Here is an 18,297-nt window from a genome sequence, read left to right on the forward strand (position 1 = left end):
AGCGTGTGGCCGCAAGAGCTCCGGTGCCTTGTGCCGGAGCTGTTTCTTTTCGTGGCCCACGTTCGGGCCACCGCTAGGAGCGACATGCCCGCGATCGCCATCATCGGTGCCCAGTGGGGCGACGAGGGGAAGGGCAAGGCGACCGACCTCCTCGGCACCAGCGTCGACTACGTCGTGAAGTTCAACGGCGGCAACAACGCCGGCCACACGGTCGTCATCGGCCAGCCCGACGGGAGCAGCGAGAAGTACGCCCTGCACCTGCTGCCCAGCGGCATCCTCACGCCGGGATGCACGCCGGTCATCGGCAACGGCGTCGTCATCGACCTGGCCGTGCTGTTCGAGGAGCTGGAGGCGCTCGACGCCCGGGGCGTCGACATCAGCCGGCTCAAGGTGAGCGCCAACGCGCACGTGATCGCCGACTACAACCGCACGGTCGACAAGGTCACCGAGCGCTTCCTCGGCTCCCGGCGCATCGGCACCACCGGACGCGGCATCGGTCCGACGTACGCCGACAAGATGAACCGCATCGGCATCCGGGTCCAGGACATCTTCGACGAGAAGATCCTCACCCAGAAGGTCGAGGGCGTCCTGGACCTGAAGAACCAGATCCTCACCAAGATCTACAACCGCCGCGCCGTCACCGTCGAGGCCACCGTCGAGGAGCTGCTGGCGTTCGCCGACCGGCTCCGGCCGATGGTCTGCGACACCGGGCTGCTGCTCAACGAGGCGCTCGACCGTGGCGAGACCGTGCTGCTCGAGGCCGGCCAGGCCACGCTGCTCGACGTCGACCACGGCACCTACCCGTTCGTGACGTCGTCCTCCGCGACCGCCGGCGGGGCCTGCACCGGCTCCGGCATCCCGCCGCGCCGCCTCGACCAGGTCATCGGCATCGTCAAGGCCTACACCACCCGCGTCGGCGAGGGCCCGTTCCCCACCGAGCTGCACGACGATGCCGGTGAGCATCTGCGCAAGGTCGGCGCCGAGTACGGCACGACCACGGGCCGGCCGCGCCGGTGCGGGTGGTACGACGCCGTGATCGCGCGCTACGCCGCCCGGGTCAACGGGGTCACCGACTTCGTGCTCACCAAGCTCGACGTGCTCACCGGGCTCGAGCAGGTGCCGGTGTGCGTCGCGTACGACGTCGGCGGGGTGCGCCACGACGAGATGCCGGTCAACCAGACCGACTTCCACCACGCGGTGCCGATCTACGAGTACCTCCCCGGCTGGTGGGAGGACATCTCCGAGGCCCGGACGTTCGCCGACCTCCCGGCCAACGCCCAGGCCTACGTCAAGGCGGTCGAGGAGATGTCCGGCTCCCGCATCTCGGTGGTCGGGGTCGGCCCGTCCCGCGACGCGACCATCACCATCCACGACCTGATCTGAGGCGCCGTGAAGACCCTCGTCATCGGCACCGGCGGCCGCGAGCACGCGGTGGCCATCTCGCTCTCCCTCGACCCTGCGGTGACCGAGGTGCACGCTGCGCCCGGCAACCCCGGCATCGCCGACGTCGCGACCCTGCACGACGTCGACCCGATGTCCGGTACGGCGATCGCGGACCTGGCCGTCGCGCTCGGGGTGGACCTCGTGGTCGTCGGCCCCGAGGCGCCGCTGGTGGCGGGCGTCGCCGACGCCGTGCGCGCGCGCGGCATCGCGGTCTTCGGCCCGTCGCGGGCCGCCGCGCAGCTCGAGGGCTCCAAGGCGTTCTCCAAGGACGTGATGGCGGCCGCCGGGGTGCCGACCGCGGGATCGCGCACCTGCACGACCCCGGACGAGGTGGCGGCCGCGCTGGACGCGTTCGGCCCCCCGTTCGTGGTCAAGGACGACGCGCTCGCCGCGGGCAAGGGCGTCGTCGTCACCCGCGACCGGGGCGAGGCGCTGGCCCACGCAGCACTCTGCATGTCATCAGGGGGTCACCGGGTCGTGGTGGAGGAGTTCCTCGACGGCCCCGAGGTGTCCGTGTTCGCGATCTGCGACGGGGCCACGGCGTACGCCCTGCAGCCCGCGCAGGACTTCAAGCGGATCTTCGACGGCGGCCGCGGGCCGAACACCGGCGGCATGGGCTCCTACAGCCCGCTGACCTGGGCGCAGCCCGACCTCGCCGACCTCGTCCTCGAGACCGTCGTCCGGCCGACGCTGGCGGAGATGGGCCGCCGCGGCACGCCCTTCGTCGGCTGCCTGTACGTCGGGCTCGCGCTGACCGACTCGGGGCCGCGGGTCATCGAGTTCAACGTCCGCCTCGGCGACCCGGACATCCAGCCGGTGCTGGCGCTGCTGGAGTCCCCCCTCGGCGGGCTGCTCGCCGCCGCCGCGGACGGACGGCTCGCCGACGTGCCCGCCCCGGTGTTCCGCGACGGCGCCTCGGTCACGGTCGTGCTCGCCTCGGCCGGCTATCCCGAGAGCTCCTCGAAGGGCGACGTCATCACCGGCGTCGACCGGGCCGGGCAGGAGGACGGGGTCGACGTCATCCACGCCGGGACCGCGCTCTCCGGCGGCGACCTGGTCACCGCCGGCGGCCGGGTGCTGGCCGTCCGGGCCGTCGGGACCGACGTCGCCGCGGCCCGTCGTACGGCGTACGCCGCCGCCGACCTGATCGCCTTCCCCGGCCTCCAGCGCCGCAGCGACATCGCCGCCGAGCCCCTCGGTGTGGTCGAGGGCGCCTCGCTCCGTTGAGTCGTGACTTGTGACGGTTGAGTCGTGACTTGTGACGGTCGAGTCCGGACTTCCGGTCCGGGACGCGGCCGGAACTCCCGACTCAACGCGCAGAAGTGACGAATCAACGTGCGGAGGTCCCGACTCAACGGGCGTGGGAGAATCACCCTCCGTGACCGTCCCCAACGTCCTGGCCACCCGCTACGCGTCGGCCGAGCTGGCCCACATCTGGTCCCCCGAGCACAAGATCGTGCTGGAGCGACGGCTGTGGATCGCGGTGCTGGAGGCGCAGCGCGACCTCGGGATCGACGTGCCCGACGGCGTGGTCGAGGCCTACCGCGAGGTCGTCGAGAAGGTCGACCTGGAGTCGATCGCCGCCCGTGAGCGGGTCACCCGCCACGACGTGAAGGCGCGGATCGAGGAGTTCAACTCCGTGGCGCAGGCCGGCCACGAGCACATCACTCTGCAGTTCGTTCACAGGGGCATGACCTCGCGCGACCTCACCGAGAACGTCGAGCAGCTGCAGATCCGCCAGTCGCTCGCGCTGGTCCGGGACCGCGCCGTGGCCACGCTCGCGCGCCTGGCCCGGCTCGCTGCCGAGCACGAGGCCACCGTGATGGCCGGCCGCAGCCACAACGTCGCCGCGCAGGCGACGACGCTCGGCAAGCGGTTCGCGACCGTGGCCGACGAGATGCTGATCGCGCTCGACCGGGTCGAGGAGCTGCTGGCCCGCTACCCGCTGCGCGGCATCAAGGGCCCGATGGGCACCGCCCAGGACATGCTCGACCTGCTCGACGGCGATGACGCCAAGCTGGCCGAGCTCGAGGAGCGGGTCGCCGCGCACCTCGGCTTCGACCGGGTGCTGACCAGCGTCGGCCAGGTCTACCCGCGCTCGCTGGACTTCGACGTGGTCTCCAGCCTGGTCCAGCTCGTGGCCGGGCCGTCCAACCTCGCCACCACGGTCCGGCTCATGGCCGGCAACGAGCTGGTCACCGAGGGCTTCAAGGAGGGCCAGGTCGGCTCGTCGGCGATGCCGCACAAGATGAACAGCCGCTCCTGCGAGCGCGTCAACGGCCTCGCGGTCGTGCTCCGCGGCCACCTCTCGATGATCGGCGAGCTCGCCGGCGACCAGTGGAACGAGGGCGACGTGTCCGACTCCGTCGTACGACGGGTGGCGCTGCCCGACGCGTTCTTCGCCGCCGACGGGCTGTTCCAGACTTTCCTCACCGTGCTCGAGGAGTTCGGCGCGTTCCCCGCGGTCATCCAGCGCGAGCTCGACCGCTACCTGCCGTTCCTGGCCACCACCAAGGTCCTGATGGCCGCGGTCCGCAACGGCGTGGGCCGCGAGTCCGCCCACGAGGCGATCAAGGAGGCCGCGGTCGGCACGGCGCTCGACATGCGCCGCGGCCAGGCCGACAACGACGTGTTCGCCCGGCTGGCCGCCGACGCCCGCCTCGGGCTGACCGAGGCCCAGCTGGCGTCGCTGGTGGCCGAGCCGATCACGTTCACCGGGGCCGCGGTCGCGCAGGTGCAGGAGGTCGTACGCCGGGTCGCCGAGGTGGCCGCCCGGCACCCCGTGGCTGCGGCGTACTCGCCCGGCGACATCCTCTAGAAGTCGTCTGCAACGCTCGGGCGGGTGCCGGACATGAGCAAGGCATGACGGACGGCCGCGAGGAGACCTTCCGACGGCTCTACGCGGAGCACTTCGACGCGGTCCTCGGCTTCGCGCTGCGCCGCACCGATCGTCCCGAGGACGCCGGCGACGTCACCGCCGACACGTTCCTGGTGGTCTGGCGGCGCCTCGCGCACGTGCCCGCGGGCGACGAGGCACGCCCCTGGATGTACGGCGTTGCCCGGCGCGTGCTGGCCAACCACCGGCGCGGCGACCGCCGGCGCACCCACCTGGGCGAGCGGCTGCGCCGCGAGCTGGCCGCGGCGGTGCCGGACGTCAGCGACGGCGTGGTGCAGCGCGCCGACGTGACCGCGGCGATGCGCCGGCTCAGCGCCCGCGACCAGGAGGTCCTCGAGCTGCACCTGTGGGAGGGCCTCGAGCCCCGCGAGATCGCGGAGGTGCTCGGGCTGACCACGGTCGTGGTGCGACCACGGCTCTCCCGCGCCCGCGCGAGGCTGCGGGACCTGCTCGGCGAGGACCCCGGCAACGATCCCGGCCCGCCCGGACATGACCCCTCCAGACACCCGCAGCTCACCCGGAAGGAGCGGCCATGAACCACCACCTCAGCGACGAGACCGTCGCCGGCCTGCCGCTCTCGCTCGGGCGGGCCGAGCTCCTGGAGGAGATCATGAGCACTCCCGTCCTCGACGACCGCCCGGTGGCGACAGCGGACCGCCGACGCAGCCGCTGGCTGGTCCCGACGGCGGTCGCCGCCGCCGTGGCGCTCCTGGTCGGGTTCGGAGCGTGGTGGGGCAGCGGGTTCGGGCCGTCCGGCGACGACCGCACCGGCCAGGTGGCGACCGCCCCGGGCCCGGAGACGAGCTTCCGCGCGGTCCTCGACGCGCCCGGGTGGACCGTCGACAACGTCTACACCGACTCCCGCGGCGGCGAGCTCTCCTACGTCAACGGCGACCTGTCCTTCGAGATCAACTGGTACCCCGCCGACAGCTACGCCGACTACGTCGAGGACCGCCGGCACATCACCGACCCGCCGAGCGACGGCGAGCCTGTCGAGGTGCTCGGCCTGGGCGCGCAGATGTGGGCGTACAGCGACCTCGACCACACCGCGATCCGCGAGCCCGAGGCGGGCCACTGGATCGAGGCGCGTGGCGACGGCATGGACGAGGCGGCGTACGTCGCGCTCCTCGGGCAGCTGCGCCTGGTCGACGAGCACGCGTTCGAGGCCGCGATGCCCGCGTCGTACGTCGACGGGAGCGAGCGTGACGCCGCGATCCAGCAGATCATCGACGGGATCGGCGAGCACCTCGACCCGGTGATCCCGCCGGGCAGCCAGCGCGTCGGGTTCAGCTCCGACCAGAACGACCCCTACCACCTCGGTGCCGACGTCGCCGGGGCCGTCGCCTGCGAGTGGCTCGCCGACTTCGACGAGGCGCACAGCGCCGGCGACCAGCAGCGCATGGACCGGGCCGCGGCGGCCCTCGCGACGGCGCGCGACTGGCCGGTGCTGCAGGACATGGAGGAGCGCGGCGACTACGCCGAGGTCGTCTACGACTACGCCGACCAGGTGGCCCGTGGCCAGGTGCCCGAGGGCTACGCCGAGGGGCTCGGCTGCGAGGGCTGAGCCCGCTCGTCGCGCAGCGCGCGGATCGCCATCAGCAGGGCGGCCGAGAGCAGCACGACCGCGGTCAGCAGCGCGGCCCGGAGCGCGGTGCCGTCGGAGCTGCTGTCGACGGTCACCTGATAGACGGTGACGAGTACGGCGGCCCCGATCGAGGCGCCGATCCGCTGGCCGGTCTGCAGCGCGCCGCCCGCAGCGCCGCCCATCCGGGGCGGCACCTCGGTCAGTGTCAGCGTGATGTTCGGTGAGACGACCGCGCCGCCGCCGAGCCCGGTGAGCAGCAGGGTCGGGACCAGCCACGGCCACAGCGGGTCCCGGCCCGGCACCAGCAGGGCGAGCAGCAGGACGCCGCCGATCATCGCGACCAGCGCTCCGACGGTCAGCCGGCGCCCGGCGTCGGAGACGTACCGCCCGGCGATCGGTGCGCTGATCGCCGACCCGAGCGCGAACGGGATGATCAGCAGCCCCGCCTCGAGCGGCGTGTGGCCGAGGCCGTCCTGCAGGTAGATCGAGAACACCAGCAGCAGCCCGGTGAACCCGGTGAAGTACAGCGCCCCGACCACCAGCCCGTTGAGGTAGCCGGGCAGCCGGCGCAGCAGCGCGATGTCGAGCAGCGGCGCGCGGCCGCGCCGCGCCGTACGCCGTTCCCAGCGCACGAAGCCCCACGCGAACAGGGGGACGCCGGCGAGCAGCGCCAGCGGCAGCCGCGCCCCGCCCTCGACGCTGACGACCGGGTAGAGCAGGCACAGCACCGCCGCGCCCAGCAGCAGCGCGCCGGGCACGTCGATGCGGGTGCCGGCCGGACCGCTCGACGCCGGCCGGCGCGGCACCAGCCGCGCGACCGCCACCATCGCGACCAGCCCGATCGGGGCGTTCACCCAGAACAGCCAGCGCCAGCCGTCGTCCGCGCCGGCGAGCGCGATGATCAGCCCGCCGAGCACCGGCCCGGTGGCCGAGGACACCGACACGGTGAACCCGAACACCCCGAACGCCCGGGCCCGCTCCCGCCCGCGGAACAGCTGCTGGATCAGCCCGGAGTTCTGCGGCGTCAGCACGCCGGCCGACGCTCCCTGGAGCAGCCGGGCCGCGATCACGGTCTCGATGTTGGGGGCGAACCCGACCGCGATGCTCGAGGCCACGAAGCACACGAGCCCGATCAGCATCATCCGCCGCCGGCCGTAGGCGTCGCCGAGGCGGCCGCCCGCGACCAGCGTGAGGCCGAACGCGAGCGCATAGCCGGACACCACCCACTGGACGGTGCCGGCGGACGTGTCGAGGCCGGTGCGCATCGAGGGGATCGCGACGTTGACGATCGAGACGTCGAGCAGCGCCATGAAGCCGACGACGAGGGAGACGCCGAGGATGCGCCAGCGGTGGGGGTGCGGCTCGTACGCCGGCTCCTCCTCCCCGTCGGGCGGCGCGACGGCGTGCTCACTCACCCCACCACCTTGCCCGAGCGATGATGGGCGCATGCGCAGGTCCGTCGATCTCACGGTGACCGGTCGGGTCCAGGGCGTGTCGTTCCGCTACTACGCCGAGCGCGAGGCGGCCCGCCTCGGCGTCGCCGGCTGGGTGCGCAACGAGCCCGACGGGTCGGTCGCCGCCCATGTCGAGGGCGACCCTGGCGCGGTCGACGCGTTCGTGCGCTGGTGCCACGAGGGCCCGCGGATGGCGTACGTCGAGCGGGTCGACGTGCGCGACGCCGACGACCAGGGGCTCAGGTCCTTCCGCACCGCTGGTTGAGGTGCGAGCGAAGCGAGCCTCGAAACCAGCTGCTCCGTCAGACGCGGGCGGTGCCACCCCAGTTGGCGAGCTTGGTCGCGATCGCGTGCAGGTCGGCACGGCGCACGTCGTCGGGGACCGGCGGCAGGATGTCGTCCCAGTCGACGGCGTGGGAGCCCTTGATCTGCGCGAACCCCGCGGGCCGGGCGAAGAACCACACGTGGGAGTGCGAGGACCCGTCGCCCCAGCGGTTGACGTGCACCCGACCGATGCCCGGCATCGCCTCGATGATCCGCACGAGGCGGTTGGCGATCCGGCCGAGCTCGGCGGCGTGCTCGTCGTCGAAGTCGCCGACGTCGAGGTGCTCGCGGGTCCACAGGATCAGCACGACCGGGAGGCCGGTGGGCTCCTGGGAGGTCGTGAGGACCCAGTGCTCGTCCTCCCACACGACGCTCTCCGGCGCGAACCCCTCGCAGGCGCCGCACGGGGCGCCGCCCGGTTCACCGATCCGCGGCTGCTCGATGCCGGGCGCGGTGAGCGCCTTGGGCGCGAGGGACCCGTCGACGACCTCCCAGGGGAAGACGTCCCACTGGCTCATCGACGGCGTGGGCAGTCGCCCGTCCGCGGCGGCGGCGAGGACCCGTGCGTACATCTCGGCTGCAGACTCCGGCATGGCGTCACTGTGCCAAACCGGGATTTGCGCACACACCTCGGCCCCCCGGACGATCACCGATATGAGCGCCCCCGTCACCGTCTCGATCACGCGGACCGTCGCCCCGGGACACCGCGACGAGATGCAGGCCTGGATCCGGGCCGGGTCCGCCCTGGCCAGCCGCTTCGACGGTTTCCTCGGCCACGGCTGGGTCCGCCCGGCGAAGGACTCCGAGGAGTGGCACATGCTCTACCGGTTCGCCGACGAGGAGTCGCTGGCCGCGTGGGAGGCCTCGCCGCAGCGGGCCTGGTGGCTCGGCGCCGCCCAGGGGCTGGTGGGCGAGTCGCGCGTGGAGCGGCGTACCGGCATCGAGGGCTGGTTCGACCGGCCGGTCGCCGAGGACGTGCAGGACCTGCGGCCGGCGCCCCCGGCGCCGCCGCGCTGGAAGCAGATGGGCGTGATCTTCCTGGTGTTCTTCCCGCTGAGCCTGGTCGTCAACTGGGTGGGTCGCGAGTACCTCGGCGACTGGTCGCTGCCGCTGCGCGTCCTGGTCTCGGTCCTGGTGATGACGCCGGTGATGACGTACGCCGCGCTGCCGTGGGTGACCCGGCGGCTGGAGTGGTGGCTGCACGGCGAGCCGCCGCCGTGGCGCCGCTAGGGACCTTCTACTGGCGGCGGCCACGGTCGCCGACGAGGGCAACCACTGGGACGTCACCTACGACAGCGGCGGCTGCTGAGCTCGGCGGCGGAGGGTTCGAGGGCCCCCTTCGAGGCGCGCTCGGCTCGCACCTCGGGACCAGCGCTGCGCTCGCACCTCAACCACCGTGGCCATCGGTGGTTGAGGAGGTTGCGCAGCAACCGTCTCGAAACCACGCCTAGGCTGCGGGTGTGCCCGACCTCAACATCCCCACCGCGCCGGTGATCCCGGGCGCGACGCACCTGCACTCCGGCAAGGTGCGCGACCTCTACGAGCTGCCCGGCGGCGACCTGCTGATGGTCGCCAGCGACCGGATCTCGATCTTCGACTTCGTGCTCGACACGACGATCCCCGACAAGGGCGAGATCCTCACCCGGATGTCGCTGTGGTGGTTCGACCAGCTCGCGGACCTGGTGCCCAACCACGTGCTCTCCACCGACGTCCCCGACGTCGTGCGCGGGAGGGCTGTGGTGTGCCGGCGCCTCGACATGTACCCCGTCGAGTGCGTCGCCCGCGGCTACCTCACCGGCTCGGGCCTGGTGGACTACCAGGCCTCCGGCGCCGTCTGCGGGATCGCGCTGCCCGACGGGCTGCTCGACGGCAGCCGGCTGCCCGAGCCGATCTTCACCCCGGCGACCAAGGCCGAGCTGGGCGAGCACGACGAGAACGTCTCGTACGACGCGGTCGCGGCCACCGTCGGCGCCGAGCGCGCCGCGGAGCTGCGCGACCTGACGCTGCGGGTCTACGGCCGCGCCGAGACGATCGCCCGTGAGCGGGGCATCATCCTGGCCGACACCAAGCTGGAGTTCGGGGCCCGCCCCGACGGCACCACGGTCCTGGGCGACGAGGTGCTGACGCCCGACTCCTCGCGGTTCTGGCCGGCCGCGGAGTGGGCGCCCGGCCACGCGCAGCCGTCGTACGACAAGCAGATCGTGCGCAACTGGGCGCTGTCGCCGGAGTCCGGCTGGGACCGGGCCTCGGGCGACGCGCCGCCGCCGCTGCCGCCCGAGGTCGTCGAGCGGACCCGCAGCCGGTACGTCGAGGCCTACGAGCTGCTCACCGGAGAACGGTGGTAGCCGTCCGGTTCCCGGTCGCCCGGGAGGTCGCCTTCGACTACCTCGCGGACCCGCGGAACCGTCCCGAGTGGCAGTCGAGCCTGGCCCGGGTCGAGGACGTCGATGGCGAAGTGCGGGTCGGCCAGACCTGGGTCGACGTCACCAGGCCCGGCCCGCGGCCGCTGATGGAGACCACCGAGCTGGACCGGCCGCGGCGCTGGTCGGAGCGGGGCACCTGGCGTGGCTTCGCCGCCGTCCTGACCCTCGACTTCACCGAGGTCGCCGGCGGCTGCGACGTGGTCGCCACCATGCGGGTGACCGGCCGCGGCCTCGCCGCCGTGCCGGCCCGGGCGCTGGGCGTGCTCGCCCCGCGGGCGGTCCGCTCCGACCTGCGGCGCGCGGCGCGGGCGCTCCGCCGCTGACCCGCCGCGCTCACCAGGGGACGGCGCCGGCGAGGCTGACGAACCGCCCGCTGGGCGTGCCCTCCGGTGCCAGCGCGGCCTCGACGACGACCCGGGCCGCCTCCTCCGCGCTGAGCGGCGCGTCGGCCGCCGCGGGGGCGAGCCCGGTGCGCACGAACCCCGGGCATACCGACGTCGCGACCAGCCCGGTGCCGGCGAGCTGCTTGGCCAGCGCGATCGTGACGCTGTTGAGCGCCGCCTTGGAGGCCTGGTAGGCCGGCACCACGGTCCCGTAGTACGGCGACTCCGGGTCGGTCTGGTCGGCCAGCGAGCCCATCGTCGAGGACACGTTGACGATCCGGGGCCGGTCGCTGCGGCGCAGCAGCGGCAGGAACGCCTCGAGCACGGCGACGGCGCCGAACACGTTCGTGTCGAACGTCTGCCGGAACAGCCCCAGGTCCACGACCTCGGCCGCCGGCGTCACCGCCTCGGGCAGGATGCCGGCGTTGTTGACGAGCACGTCGAGCCGGCCGTGGGCGCACTCGACGCGGTGGGCCGCCGTACGGATGCCGGCGGGGTCCTCCACGTCGAGCCGGAGGGCCTCGGCCCGGTGGCCGTCGGCCCGCAGGTCGGCGGCGACGCGCTCGCCGTCCTCGAGGCGTCGGGCGCCCACGAGGACGGTCACGTCGTGGTCGGGGTGGGTGGCGAGGGCTCGGGCGGTGGCGAGGCCGAGGCCGCGGGTGGCCCCGGTGATGAGAGCGATCGTGGTCATGGCACGAGCCTGCGGGACCGGGGGCCGGGGCGTCCGGCGGGAATCGGACCCGGCGTGACGGTGCCGTGGTGATCGACCACGTGACCCGTGAGTAGGTTTGGTCCACACCCCGCAGTGATGGAGGCCACGCCCATGACGACGTACAACCTGGCGACCCTGCTCGAGGACGGCGCCGCGTCCTACCCCGACCGCACCGCGATCGTGCTCGGCGACACCCGGCTCAGCTACGCCGAGGTCGACACGTTCGCCAACATGGTCGCCAACCTGCTGGTCTCGCGGGGGATCCGGCCGGGCGACAAGGTCGCGCTGACGTGCCCGAACCTGCCGTACTTCACCGTGGTCTACTTCGGCATCCTCAAGGCCGGGGCCACCGTCGTGCCGCTCAACGTGCTGCTCAAGGGCCGCGAGGTCGGTTACCACCTGGCCGACTCGGACGCGAAGGCCTACTTCTGCTTCCAGGGCACCCCGGAGCTGCCGATGGGCGAGGCCGGGCACGCCGGCTTCAACGCCACCGAGGGCTGCGAGCACTTCTTCGTGATCACCGCCGGCCTGGGCGACCCGTCGCCGATCGAAGGTGTCGAGACGATGGCCCAGGCGATGGGCGGCCAGCCGGGGACGTTCGAGACGGTCGCCACCGACGAGGACGACACCGCGGTGATCCTCTACACGTCCGGCACCACCGGCCAGCCCAAGGGCGCCGAGCTGCGGCACCGCAACATGCGCGACAACGCGCTGCTCGGCGAGCCGCTGTTCGGCGCCGAGGCCGCCAAGCCCGACACCTACCTGTGCGTGCTGCCGCTGTTCCACTCCTTCGGCCAGACGGTCTGCCAGAACGGCGCGTTCGCGTACGGCGGCACCGTGGTGATGCTGCCGCGCTTCGAGGCGCACGCCGCCCTGGAGCTGATGCTGAAGGAGAGGATCACGTTCTTCGCCGGCGTCCCCACGATGTACTGGGGCCTGCTCGGCGCCCTCGAGGACGGCGTCGACGTCTCGGCGCTGCGCGACAACCTCCGCGTCGCCGTCGCCGGTGGCTCGGCGCTGCCGGTCGAGGTGCACAAGGAGTTCGAGAAGCGGTTCGGCATCACGATCCTCGAGGGCTACGGGCTCTCCGAGACCTCACCCGTGGCGAGCTTCTCCCGGTACGGCCAGCCCGCGCGCCCGGGCTCGATCGGGCTGCCGGTCCCCGGCGTCGAGATGAAGCTGATCGACCCGCGCTGGCAGGAGGTCGAGGGCCCTGGTGAGCATGGCGAGATCGGCGAGATCGCGATCAAGGGCCACAACGTCATGAAGGGCTACTACAACCGGCCCGAGGCGACCGAGGAGGTCATCCAGGACGGGTGGTTCCGCTCCGGCGACCTGGCCCGCCGCGACGAGGACGGCTGGTACTACATCGTCGACCGCTCCAAGGACATGATCATCCGCGGCGGCTACAACGTGTACCCCCGCGAGATCGAGGAGGTGCTGCTCACCCACCCGGCCGTCTCGCTGGCGGCGGTGATCGGCGTACCGGACGAGAGCCACGGCGAGGAGATCAAGGCGGTGGTCATCAAGGCCCCGGGGGCCGAGATCACCGAGGCCGAGCTGGTCGCGTGGGGCAAGGAGCAGATGGCGGCGTACAAGTACCCGCGCCACGTCGAGTTCGTCGACTCGCTGCCGATGACGTCCACCGGCAAGATCCTCAAGCGCGAGCTGAGCTAGCGCGCTGGGGTGGTTTCGAGGCTCGGGCCTAGCGGCCCTCGCACCTCAACCACCGATGCTGGGGTGGTTTCGAGGCTCGGGCCTAGCGGCCCTCGCACCTCAACCACCGACGTCGGTGGTTGAGGTGCGAGCTTGCGAGCCTCGAAACCACCACCACGGCCCGCCTACGCGAACGGGTCCGGCAGGGCCCCGGGCAGCTTGGCCAGCAGCTCGCGAGCCTGGGCGGCGACCTTGTGCTCGACGAGCACCTCGTACTTGGTGGCGACCACCTGGGTGACCGAGGAGAAGTCCCGCTGGCCGCGGGTGAAGGCGTAGCCGATCAGCGCCCAGATCAGCCCGAAGACCGCGCCGAACAGCATCGTGGACACGATCATCGCGACCGCGTTCTCGTCGACGAAGATCGCGAACACCAACCCCACGAACAGGCCGAGCCACAGGCCCGACAGCACGCCGCCGAGGGCGACCCGGCCGGTGGTGAGCCGGCCGGTGATCCGCTCGACCCGCTTGAGGTCGGTGCCGACGATCATCAGGTGCTGCACCGGGAAGTGGTTGTCGGAGAGGAAGTCGACGGTCTTCTGGGCCGCCGCGTAGTCGTCGTAGACGGCGAGGGACTGGGGGAACTCCAGCTTCAGCGGGGAGGCGCCCGGCATCGGGGTGCGCATGCTCATGCGTCCAGTGTGGCGCAGCCGCCCAGGACCGTCGGTGACGACGCCCTACACTTGCGGCGTGCCGCGCGTAGTCGTCGATGTCATGCCCAAGCCCGAGATCCTCGATCCCCAGGGCAAGGCCGTCCTCGGTGCCCTGCCCCGCCTGGGGTTCAGCGGCGTCACCGACGTCCGCCAGGGCAAGCGGTTCGAGCTCGAGGTCGCCGGTGAGCTCACCGACGAGGTCCTCGAGCAGGTCCGCCAGATGGCGGAGACGCTGCTGTCCAACCCGGTGATCGAGGACTTCACGGTCTCCGTCGAGACCACCCCGGACGCCGTGGAGACGGTCGCGGGGCCGGCGTCGTGAAGGTCGGGGTCGTCACCTTCCCCGGCTCCCTCGACGACGTCGACGCCCAGCGCGCGGTCCGGGTCGCCGACCACGAGGCGGTCGCGCTCTGGCACGGCGACCACGACCTGTGCGGCGTCGACGCGGTGATCCTGCCGGGCGGCTTCTCGTACGGCGACTACCTGCGCTGCGGAGCGATCTCCCGCTTCTCCCCGGTGATGGCGGAGGTGATCGAGGCCGCGCGTCGCGGGATGCCCGTGCTCGGCATCTGCAACGGCTTCCAGATCCTGTGCGAGTCCCACCTGCTGCCGGGTGCGCTGATCCGCAACGACCACCGCAAGTTCGTGTGCCGCGACCAGCGGCTGCGCATCGAGAACACCAGCACGCGGTGGACCTCGTCGTACGCCCCGGGCGCCGAGATCACCGTCCCGCTCAAGAACGGCGAGGGCGGCTTCGTCGCCGACGCCGAGACCCTCGACCGGCTCGAGGGGGAGGGCCAGGTCGTGGCGCGCTACCTCGACGGCAACCCCAACGGCTCGCTGCGCGACATCGCGGGCGTGACCAACGCGCGCGGCAACGTCGTCGGACTGATGCCGCACCCCGAGCACGCGGTGGAGTCGCTCACCGGCCCCGGCACCGACGGTCTCGGGTTCTTCACCAGCCTCGTGGAGCGTGTGCTCGCGTGACCCCACTGCGACTCTTCCGTCGGCTGGCGCTCGCCGAGGCGGTGACCTGGGCGCTGCTGCTCGGCGGCATGGTCCTCAAGTACGTCACCGAGACCACCGAGCTCGGGGTTCGGGTCTTCGGCATGGTGCACGGCATCGTGTTCGTGGCCTACTGCCTGACGACGGTCCTGGTGGCCGTGGACCAGCGCTGGACGGTACGCCGGCTGCTGCTCGGCCTGGCCGCGTCGGTGCCGCCGTTCGCGACCGTGCTCTTCGAGCGCTACGCCGAGGCCCGGCACGGTCTCGGCGACACCTGGCGGCTGCGGACCTCCGTGCCGGCCGGGCGGGTGGACCGGGTCGCCGGCTGGCTGTTGCGCAACCCGCGGCACGGCACGCTCGCCGGGCTCGTCGCGGTCGGTGCCCTGACCGGTGTGGCGCTGCTCGTCGGGCCGCCGGCCGGCTGAGGGGCTACAGGAGGCCGGAGAGCAGGCGAGCAGCCCGCGCGGCGCCGTCCGTCTCGACGGGCCGGTAGTCCACGTCGCGCCCGAGCTCCTTGACGATCGCCTCCGCGAGACCGCCCGGGTCGAGGGCGTCGGCGTAGTCGACGCAGGTGCCGGCACGGTAGCGCTCGAGCCGGTGCCGAACGTGCAGGTTCTGCTCGAAGTGGCGCCGCAGCGGGACGTAGAGGAACGGCTTGCGCAGTGCGGTCAGCTCCATGCAGGTCGTCAGCCCTCCCTGCACCACCGCGACGTCGCAGGCAGCGAGGTGGGCCGCCAGGTCGGGCAGATAGCCCCGGACGGTCGCGCCTCGACGGCGCGGCAGCGCGCCGGGGTCGATCCGCGGACCGGTGACGACGACGAAGCGCAGGTCGGGCGCCAGCCGTCGGGCCAGGGGCACGGCGTCCAGGATCCGCCGCAGCAAGGGCAGCCCGACGCCGGAGCCACCCACGGTGACCACGCAGACCCGCTCGTCGGGGTGGTAGCCCAGGCGGGCGCGCGCCTCCTCTGCCTCGCCGTACCGGGCCGGGTCGAAGCCGGTGACGTAGCCGGCGAAGTCGAAGGTGTCCTCGGTCCACTCGCGGATCCCCGGCAGGCCCGGCCCGAACGGGTCGGTGACGACGTCCTCCGGATCCCCGACGAAGATCGACCGGTCGCGCAGCCACGGGTGCCGGGCGCGCTGCTCGATCATCTCCGCGTTGACGTCGGCGGTGAGCGTGACCTCCCGGTCACCGCCCTCCGGCATCGGCAGCCAGCCGACGAAGTCGGTGAACCACGCGTACGCCGAGCGCTTCAGCTCGGGGTTCTCGTGGAGGAAGTGGTCCACGTCCCAGGCCTCGTCGCCGATCACCAGGTCGTAGGACTCGCACTCGAGCAGCTCGTCGAAGACCATGAAGTTGTTGACCAGGATCTCGTCCATGCGCCGGATCGCCTGGAACGCGTGCAGGTCGTGCTCGCCGGCCTCGTGCTCGACGTGGCCGGACTCGTTGGCCAGGTGCCGCGAGGCAGGGTGGACGTGCTCCCCGCGGTCGGTGAGCACCCGGGTCACGGGATCCTGGGCCAGCCAGTCGATCCGGAGGTCGGGGTGCAGGGCGCGCAGCTCGTCGGCCACGGCGAGGTCCCGCCGTGCGTGGCCCAGCCCGATCGGTGAGGAGAGGTAGAGCGCCCGCTTGCCGCGGCGCGCCGGCCGGATCCAGGTCCGGGTCGCCGGCTGCGGGGCGACCGCCTCGACGAAGCGCCGGATCTCGTGGTTGACCAAGACCGGGTCGCGCGCCATCGGCCCGTGCCCGCAGCCCTCCGCGAGCACCAGTGCCCCGCCGGTGAGCTCGGCGAGCCGGGCCCCGATGGCCGGGGGACGGATGTGGTCCTCGGTTCCGTGCAGGACCGTGACCGGGCAGCGCACCCGGGCGCACAACGGCTCCAGGCTGGTGCAGGTCGCGCCGTCGCAGCCCAACCGTCCGGCGGTGGTGTCGACGAGCGTCGCGGGGGAGAGGTCGAGACCCCAGGCGACGGCGTCCTCGATCTGCTTCGTCGAGTGCGGCTCGGGGTACATCTCGCCGAAGAAGAAGTGCAGGAAGTCCTCGTAGCCTCCCTCGAGCCAGTGGTGCCGGTTGTACTTCGCCCAGCCGCGGGCGTGCGGAGGGCGCACGTCCCAGACGAACTCGTCGCGGTGCGCGTCCGGGATGTCGAAGCCGCAGGCCGGGGCGATCGCGAAGAGGCCCTGCACCCGGTCGGGTCGCTCGGCCGCGACGTGGACCGAGTACGCACCCCCGCACGAGAGCGAGACGAGCACGGCTCGGTCCACGCCGGCCGCGTCCATGACCGCCACGGTGTCGGCGGCGTACTGCTCGTTGGTGTACGCCGCCGCACCGACCGGCCGGCTCGAGGCGCCGCTGCCGCGCCCGTCGAAGGTGATCACCCGGTAGTGCCGCGCGAGGTACGGCACCTGGGCCTTCCACACCCGGGACGGCACGATCGACCAGGTCGGCATCATCACCAGCGTGGTCGGCCCGCGCCCGTAGGAGGCCCACGCCAAGCAGACACCGTCGCGCTCGGCGGTGCCCGTCGTGTCGGGCAGCCGTGCCCTGCTGGCGTGGTCTGCTGCGTCGCCGTACCTGTCCATCGCTGCTCCCGGTCAGGCGATCGCACTCACTTGCGGATCTCGAGCACGTTGTTGAACGGTGTCTGGGCCGCGATCCGGAACCTGGAGAACCCGGCGGCGGTGACGATGTCGTTGATCCGAGCCGGGCCGGCCTGGGTGCCGATCGCGAGGCCGACGTCCTGGGACAGCGACGACGGCGTGCACAGCAGGGTCGAGAACCCATAGTAGGCACGGCCGATGGGGTTGAGGTTGTCCTCGATCCGGTCGCCGGCGGCCGGCTCGACGACCATCCACGTGCCGTCGTCCGCGAGCAGGTCGTGGACCCGGCGGGCCGCGCCGACCGGATCCCCCATGTCGTGCAGCGCGTCGAAGGTCGTGACCAGATCATAGGGACCACCGGTGGTGCCGGTGGCCGGCGTGACCTCGAAGCCGATCCGGTCGGCTCCGAGTCCGGCGTCGACGGCCCGCTGACGGGCCGTGGCGACGGAGGCGGCGTGCGCGTCGGAGCCGACGAACGTCGAGGCGGGGTAGGCCTGGGCCATCAGGATCGTGGAGGACCCGTGCCCGGCGCCGAGGTCGTGCACGCGGGCGCCACGCTCGAGCTTGTCGACCACCCCGTCGAGGGCCGGCAGCCACGTCGACACGAGGTTGGTGGCGTAGCCGGGCCGGAAGAACCGCTCGCAGCCATCGTGGACGTCGCTGTTGTGGTCGCCCCAGCCGAGCCCGTCACCGTCGCGCGCGAGGTCGAAGATCCGAGGTGCGTCGCAGACCGTGCCGAACGCGATCTGGAAGAACCCGGGCAGGAACGCCGGGCTGGTCTCGTCGGTCAGCGCGACGGCGTGTTCCGCGGGCAGGGTGTACGTGCCGCTGTCCGGGTCGTACTCGACGAACCCGCCCGCCGCCTGGGCGTTGAGCCACTCGGCGGCGTACCGCTCGCCGGTGCCGGTCAGCTCGGCCAGGCGAGCGGCGGCGAGCGGGCCGTGACCGGCGAGGGCGCGGTAGTAGCCGAGCCGGTCGCCCATCACGACCAGGGCGCAGTTGAGGGTGGCCCCGACCTCGCCGACGGCACGGAACACGAAGTCCATGAGGGCGGCCTCGTCGATCGGCGGGACGGTCGTGGGGTGGTCGGTGGTGGTGGTCATGCCGG

General features: G+C 72.6%; 19 protein-coding genes. 13 read left to right on the plus strand and 6 right to left on the minus strand.

What is annotated here, in order from left to right:
- Positions 1 to 84 precede the first annotated feature (84 nt).
- The 5 genes from QQZ14_RS14380 to QQZ14_RS14400 all read left to right on the plus strand — a co-directional run bounded on the left by QQZ14_RS14380 (position 85) and on the right by QQZ14_RS14400 (position 5,903).
- A complete protein-coding gene (locus QQZ14_RS14380) occupies positions 85 to 1,383 on the plus strand; it encodes an adenylosuccinate synthase (protein ID WP_284535022.1) in 1,299 nt (432 codons plus the stop codon).
- A 6-nt stretch (positions 1,384 to 1,389) separates the two neighbouring features.
- The gene (purD, locus tag QQZ14_RS14385) at positions 1,390 to 2,670 is read left to right on the plus strand and encodes a phosphoribosylamine--glycine ligase (protein WP_284535023.1); all 1,281 of its coding nucleotides are present in this window, start codon (positions 1,390 to 1,392) and stop codon (positions 2,668 to 2,670) included.
- A 151-nt stretch (positions 2,671 to 2,821) separates the two neighbouring features.
- Complete coding sequence (gene purB, locus QQZ14_RS14390; protein WP_284535024.1) at positions 2,822 to 4,261, plus strand: adenylosuccinate lyase; 1,440 nt, start codon at positions 2,822 to 2,824, stop codon at positions 4,259 to 4,261.
- Positions 4,262 to 4,305: 44 nt separating this feature from the next.
- Positions 4,306 to 4,875 (plus strand): RNA polymerase sigma factor, encoded by a 570-nt coding sequence (locus tag QQZ14_RS14395; protein ID WP_284535025.1) that lies wholly within the window; start codon positions 4,306 to 4,308, stop codon positions 4,873 to 4,875.
- Positions 4,872 to 5,903 carry a hypothetical protein gene (locus QQZ14_RS14400; RefSeq protein ID WP_284535026.1) on the plus strand — a complete coding sequence of 344 codons (1,032 nt, stop codon included), beginning with the start codon at positions 4,872 to 4,874 and terminating at the stop codon, positions 5,901 to 5,903. Before QQZ14_RS14395 ends, QQZ14_RS14400 begins: the two co-directional genes overlap by 4 nt.
- On the opposite strand, the gene QQZ14_RS14405 is transcribed toward QQZ14_RS14400, so the two are convergent.
- The gene (locus QQZ14_RS14405) at positions 5,873 to 7,339 is read right to left on the minus strand and encodes an MFS transporter (RefSeq protein ID WP_284535027.1); all 1,467 of its coding nucleotides are present in this window, start codon (positions 7,337 to 7,339) and stop codon (positions 5,873 to 5,875) included. The two genes, QQZ14_RS14400 and QQZ14_RS14405, sit on opposite strands and share 31 nt — an antisense overlap.
- 31 nt (positions 7,340 to 7,370) lie before the next feature.
- Here QQZ14_RS14405 and QQZ14_RS14410 point away from each other — a divergent pair, with 31 nt between their 5' ends.
- Positions 7,371 to 7,643 (plus strand): acylphosphatase, encoded by a 273-nt coding sequence (locus QQZ14_RS14410; protein WP_284535028.1) that lies wholly within the window; start codon positions 7,371 to 7,373, stop codon positions 7,641 to 7,643.
- 37 nt (positions 7,644 to 7,680) lie between these two features.
- Here QQZ14_RS14410 and QQZ14_RS14415 read toward each other — a convergent pair whose 3' ends face one another.
- On the minus strand, positions 7,681 to 8,295 hold the full coding sequence (locus tag QQZ14_RS14415; RefSeq protein ID WP_284535029.1) for a hypothetical protein: 615 nt from the start codon (positions 8,293 to 8,295) through the stop codon (positions 7,681 to 7,683).
- 61 nt (positions 8,296 to 8,356) lie between these two features.
- On the opposite strand from QQZ14_RS14415, the gene QQZ14_RS14420 reads away from it, so the two are divergent.
- The 3 genes from QQZ14_RS14420 (at position 8,357) to QQZ14_RS14430 (ending at position 10,448) form a co-directional block, all read left to right on the plus strand.
- Positions 8,357 to 8,932 carry an antibiotic biosynthesis monooxygenase gene (locus QQZ14_RS14420; RefSeq protein ID WP_284535030.1) on the plus strand — a complete coding sequence of 192 codons (576 nt, stop codon included), beginning with the start codon at positions 8,357 to 8,359 and terminating at the stop codon, positions 8,930 to 8,932.
- Positions 8,933 to 9,162: 230 nt separating this feature from the next.
- Positions 9,163 to 10,047: a phosphoribosylaminoimidazolesuccinocarboxamide synthase gene (locus QQZ14_RS14425; protein WP_284535031.1), complete on the plus strand. Its 885-nt coding sequence runs from the start codon at positions 9,163 to 9,165 to the stop codon at positions 10,045 to 10,047.
- A complete protein-coding gene (locus QQZ14_RS14430; protein WP_284535032.1) occupies positions 10,041 to 10,448 on the plus strand; it encodes an SRPBCC family protein in 408 nt (135 codons plus the stop codon). Before QQZ14_RS14425 ends, QQZ14_RS14430 begins: the two co-directional genes overlap by 7 nt.
- Positions 10,449 to 10,458: 10 nt before the next feature.
- Here the strand turns inward: QQZ14_RS14430 and QQZ14_RS14435 are convergent, their stop codons facing one another.
- A complete protein-coding gene (locus tag QQZ14_RS14435; RefSeq protein ID WP_284535033.1) occupies positions 10,459 to 11,199 on the minus strand; it encodes an SDR family NAD(P)-dependent oxidoreductase in 741 nt (246 codons plus the stop codon).
- A 132-nt stretch (positions 11,200 to 11,331) separates the two neighbouring features.
- On the opposite strand from QQZ14_RS14435, the gene QQZ14_RS14440 reads away from it, so the two are divergent.
- The gene (locus QQZ14_RS14440; RefSeq protein WP_284535034.1) at positions 11,332 to 12,897 is read left to right on the plus strand and encodes a long-chain-fatty-acid--CoA ligase; all 1,566 of its coding nucleotides are present in this window, start codon (positions 11,332 to 11,334) and stop codon (positions 12,895 to 12,897) included.
- Positions 12,898 to 13,061: 164 nt separating this feature from the next.
- Here the strand turns inward: QQZ14_RS14440 and QQZ14_RS14445 are convergent, their stop codons facing one another.
- Complete coding sequence (locus tag QQZ14_RS14445) at positions 13,062 to 13,559, minus strand: general stress protein (protein WP_284535147.1); 498 nt, start codon at positions 13,557 to 13,559, stop codon at positions 13,062 to 13,064.
- A 64-nt stretch (positions 13,560 to 13,623) separates the two neighbouring features.
- Here QQZ14_RS14445 and purS point away from each other — a divergent pair, with 64 nt between their 5' ends.
- Genes purS through QQZ14_RS14460 form a run of 3 tightly spaced genes read left to right on the plus strand, consistent with a single transcriptional unit; the run spans position 13,624 to position 15,016 of the window.
- Positions 13,624 to 13,908, plus strand: coding sequence for a phosphoribosylformylglycinamidine synthase subunit PurS (gene purS, locus QQZ14_RS14450; protein ID WP_284535035.1), 285 nt, complete (start codon positions 13,624 to 13,626; stop codon positions 13,906 to 13,908).
- Positions 13,905 to 14,573 (plus strand): phosphoribosylformylglycinamidine synthase subunit PurQ, encoded by a 669-nt coding sequence (gene purQ, locus QQZ14_RS14455; protein ID WP_284535036.1) that lies wholly within the window; start codon positions 13,905 to 13,907, stop codon positions 14,571 to 14,573. The genes purS and purQ overlap by 4 nt, the downstream gene beginning before the upstream one ends.
- The gene (locus QQZ14_RS14460) at positions 14,570 to 15,016 is read left to right on the plus strand and encodes a DUF3817 domain-containing protein (RefSeq protein ID WP_284535037.1); all 447 of its coding nucleotides are present in this window, start codon (positions 14,570 to 14,572) and stop codon (positions 15,014 to 15,016) included. Before purQ ends, QQZ14_RS14460 begins: the two co-directional genes overlap by 4 nt.
- A 4-nt stretch (positions 15,017 to 15,020) precedes the next feature.
- On the opposite strand, the gene QQZ14_RS14465 is transcribed toward QQZ14_RS14460, so the two are convergent.
- Positions 15,021 to 17,171 carry an alpha/beta hydrolase gene (locus QQZ14_RS14465; protein WP_284535038.1) on the minus strand — a complete coding sequence of 717 codons (2,151 nt, stop codon included), beginning with the start codon at positions 17,169 to 17,171 and terminating at the stop codon, positions 15,021 to 15,023.
- Positions 17,172 to 17,197: 26 nt separating this feature from the next.
- Complete coding sequence (locus QQZ14_RS14470) at positions 17,198 to 18,292, minus strand: class I SAM-dependent methyltransferase (protein ID WP_284535039.1); 1,095 nt, start codon at positions 18,290 to 18,292, stop codon at positions 17,198 to 17,200.
- Between the last annotated feature and the right edge of the window lie 5 nt (positions 18,293 to 18,297).

Origin of the sequence: Nocardioides sp. T2.26MG-1, assembly GCF_950101795.1 — a bacterium.
GTDB lineage: Bacteria > Actinomycetota > Actinomycetes > Propionibacteriales > Nocardioidaceae > Nocardioides.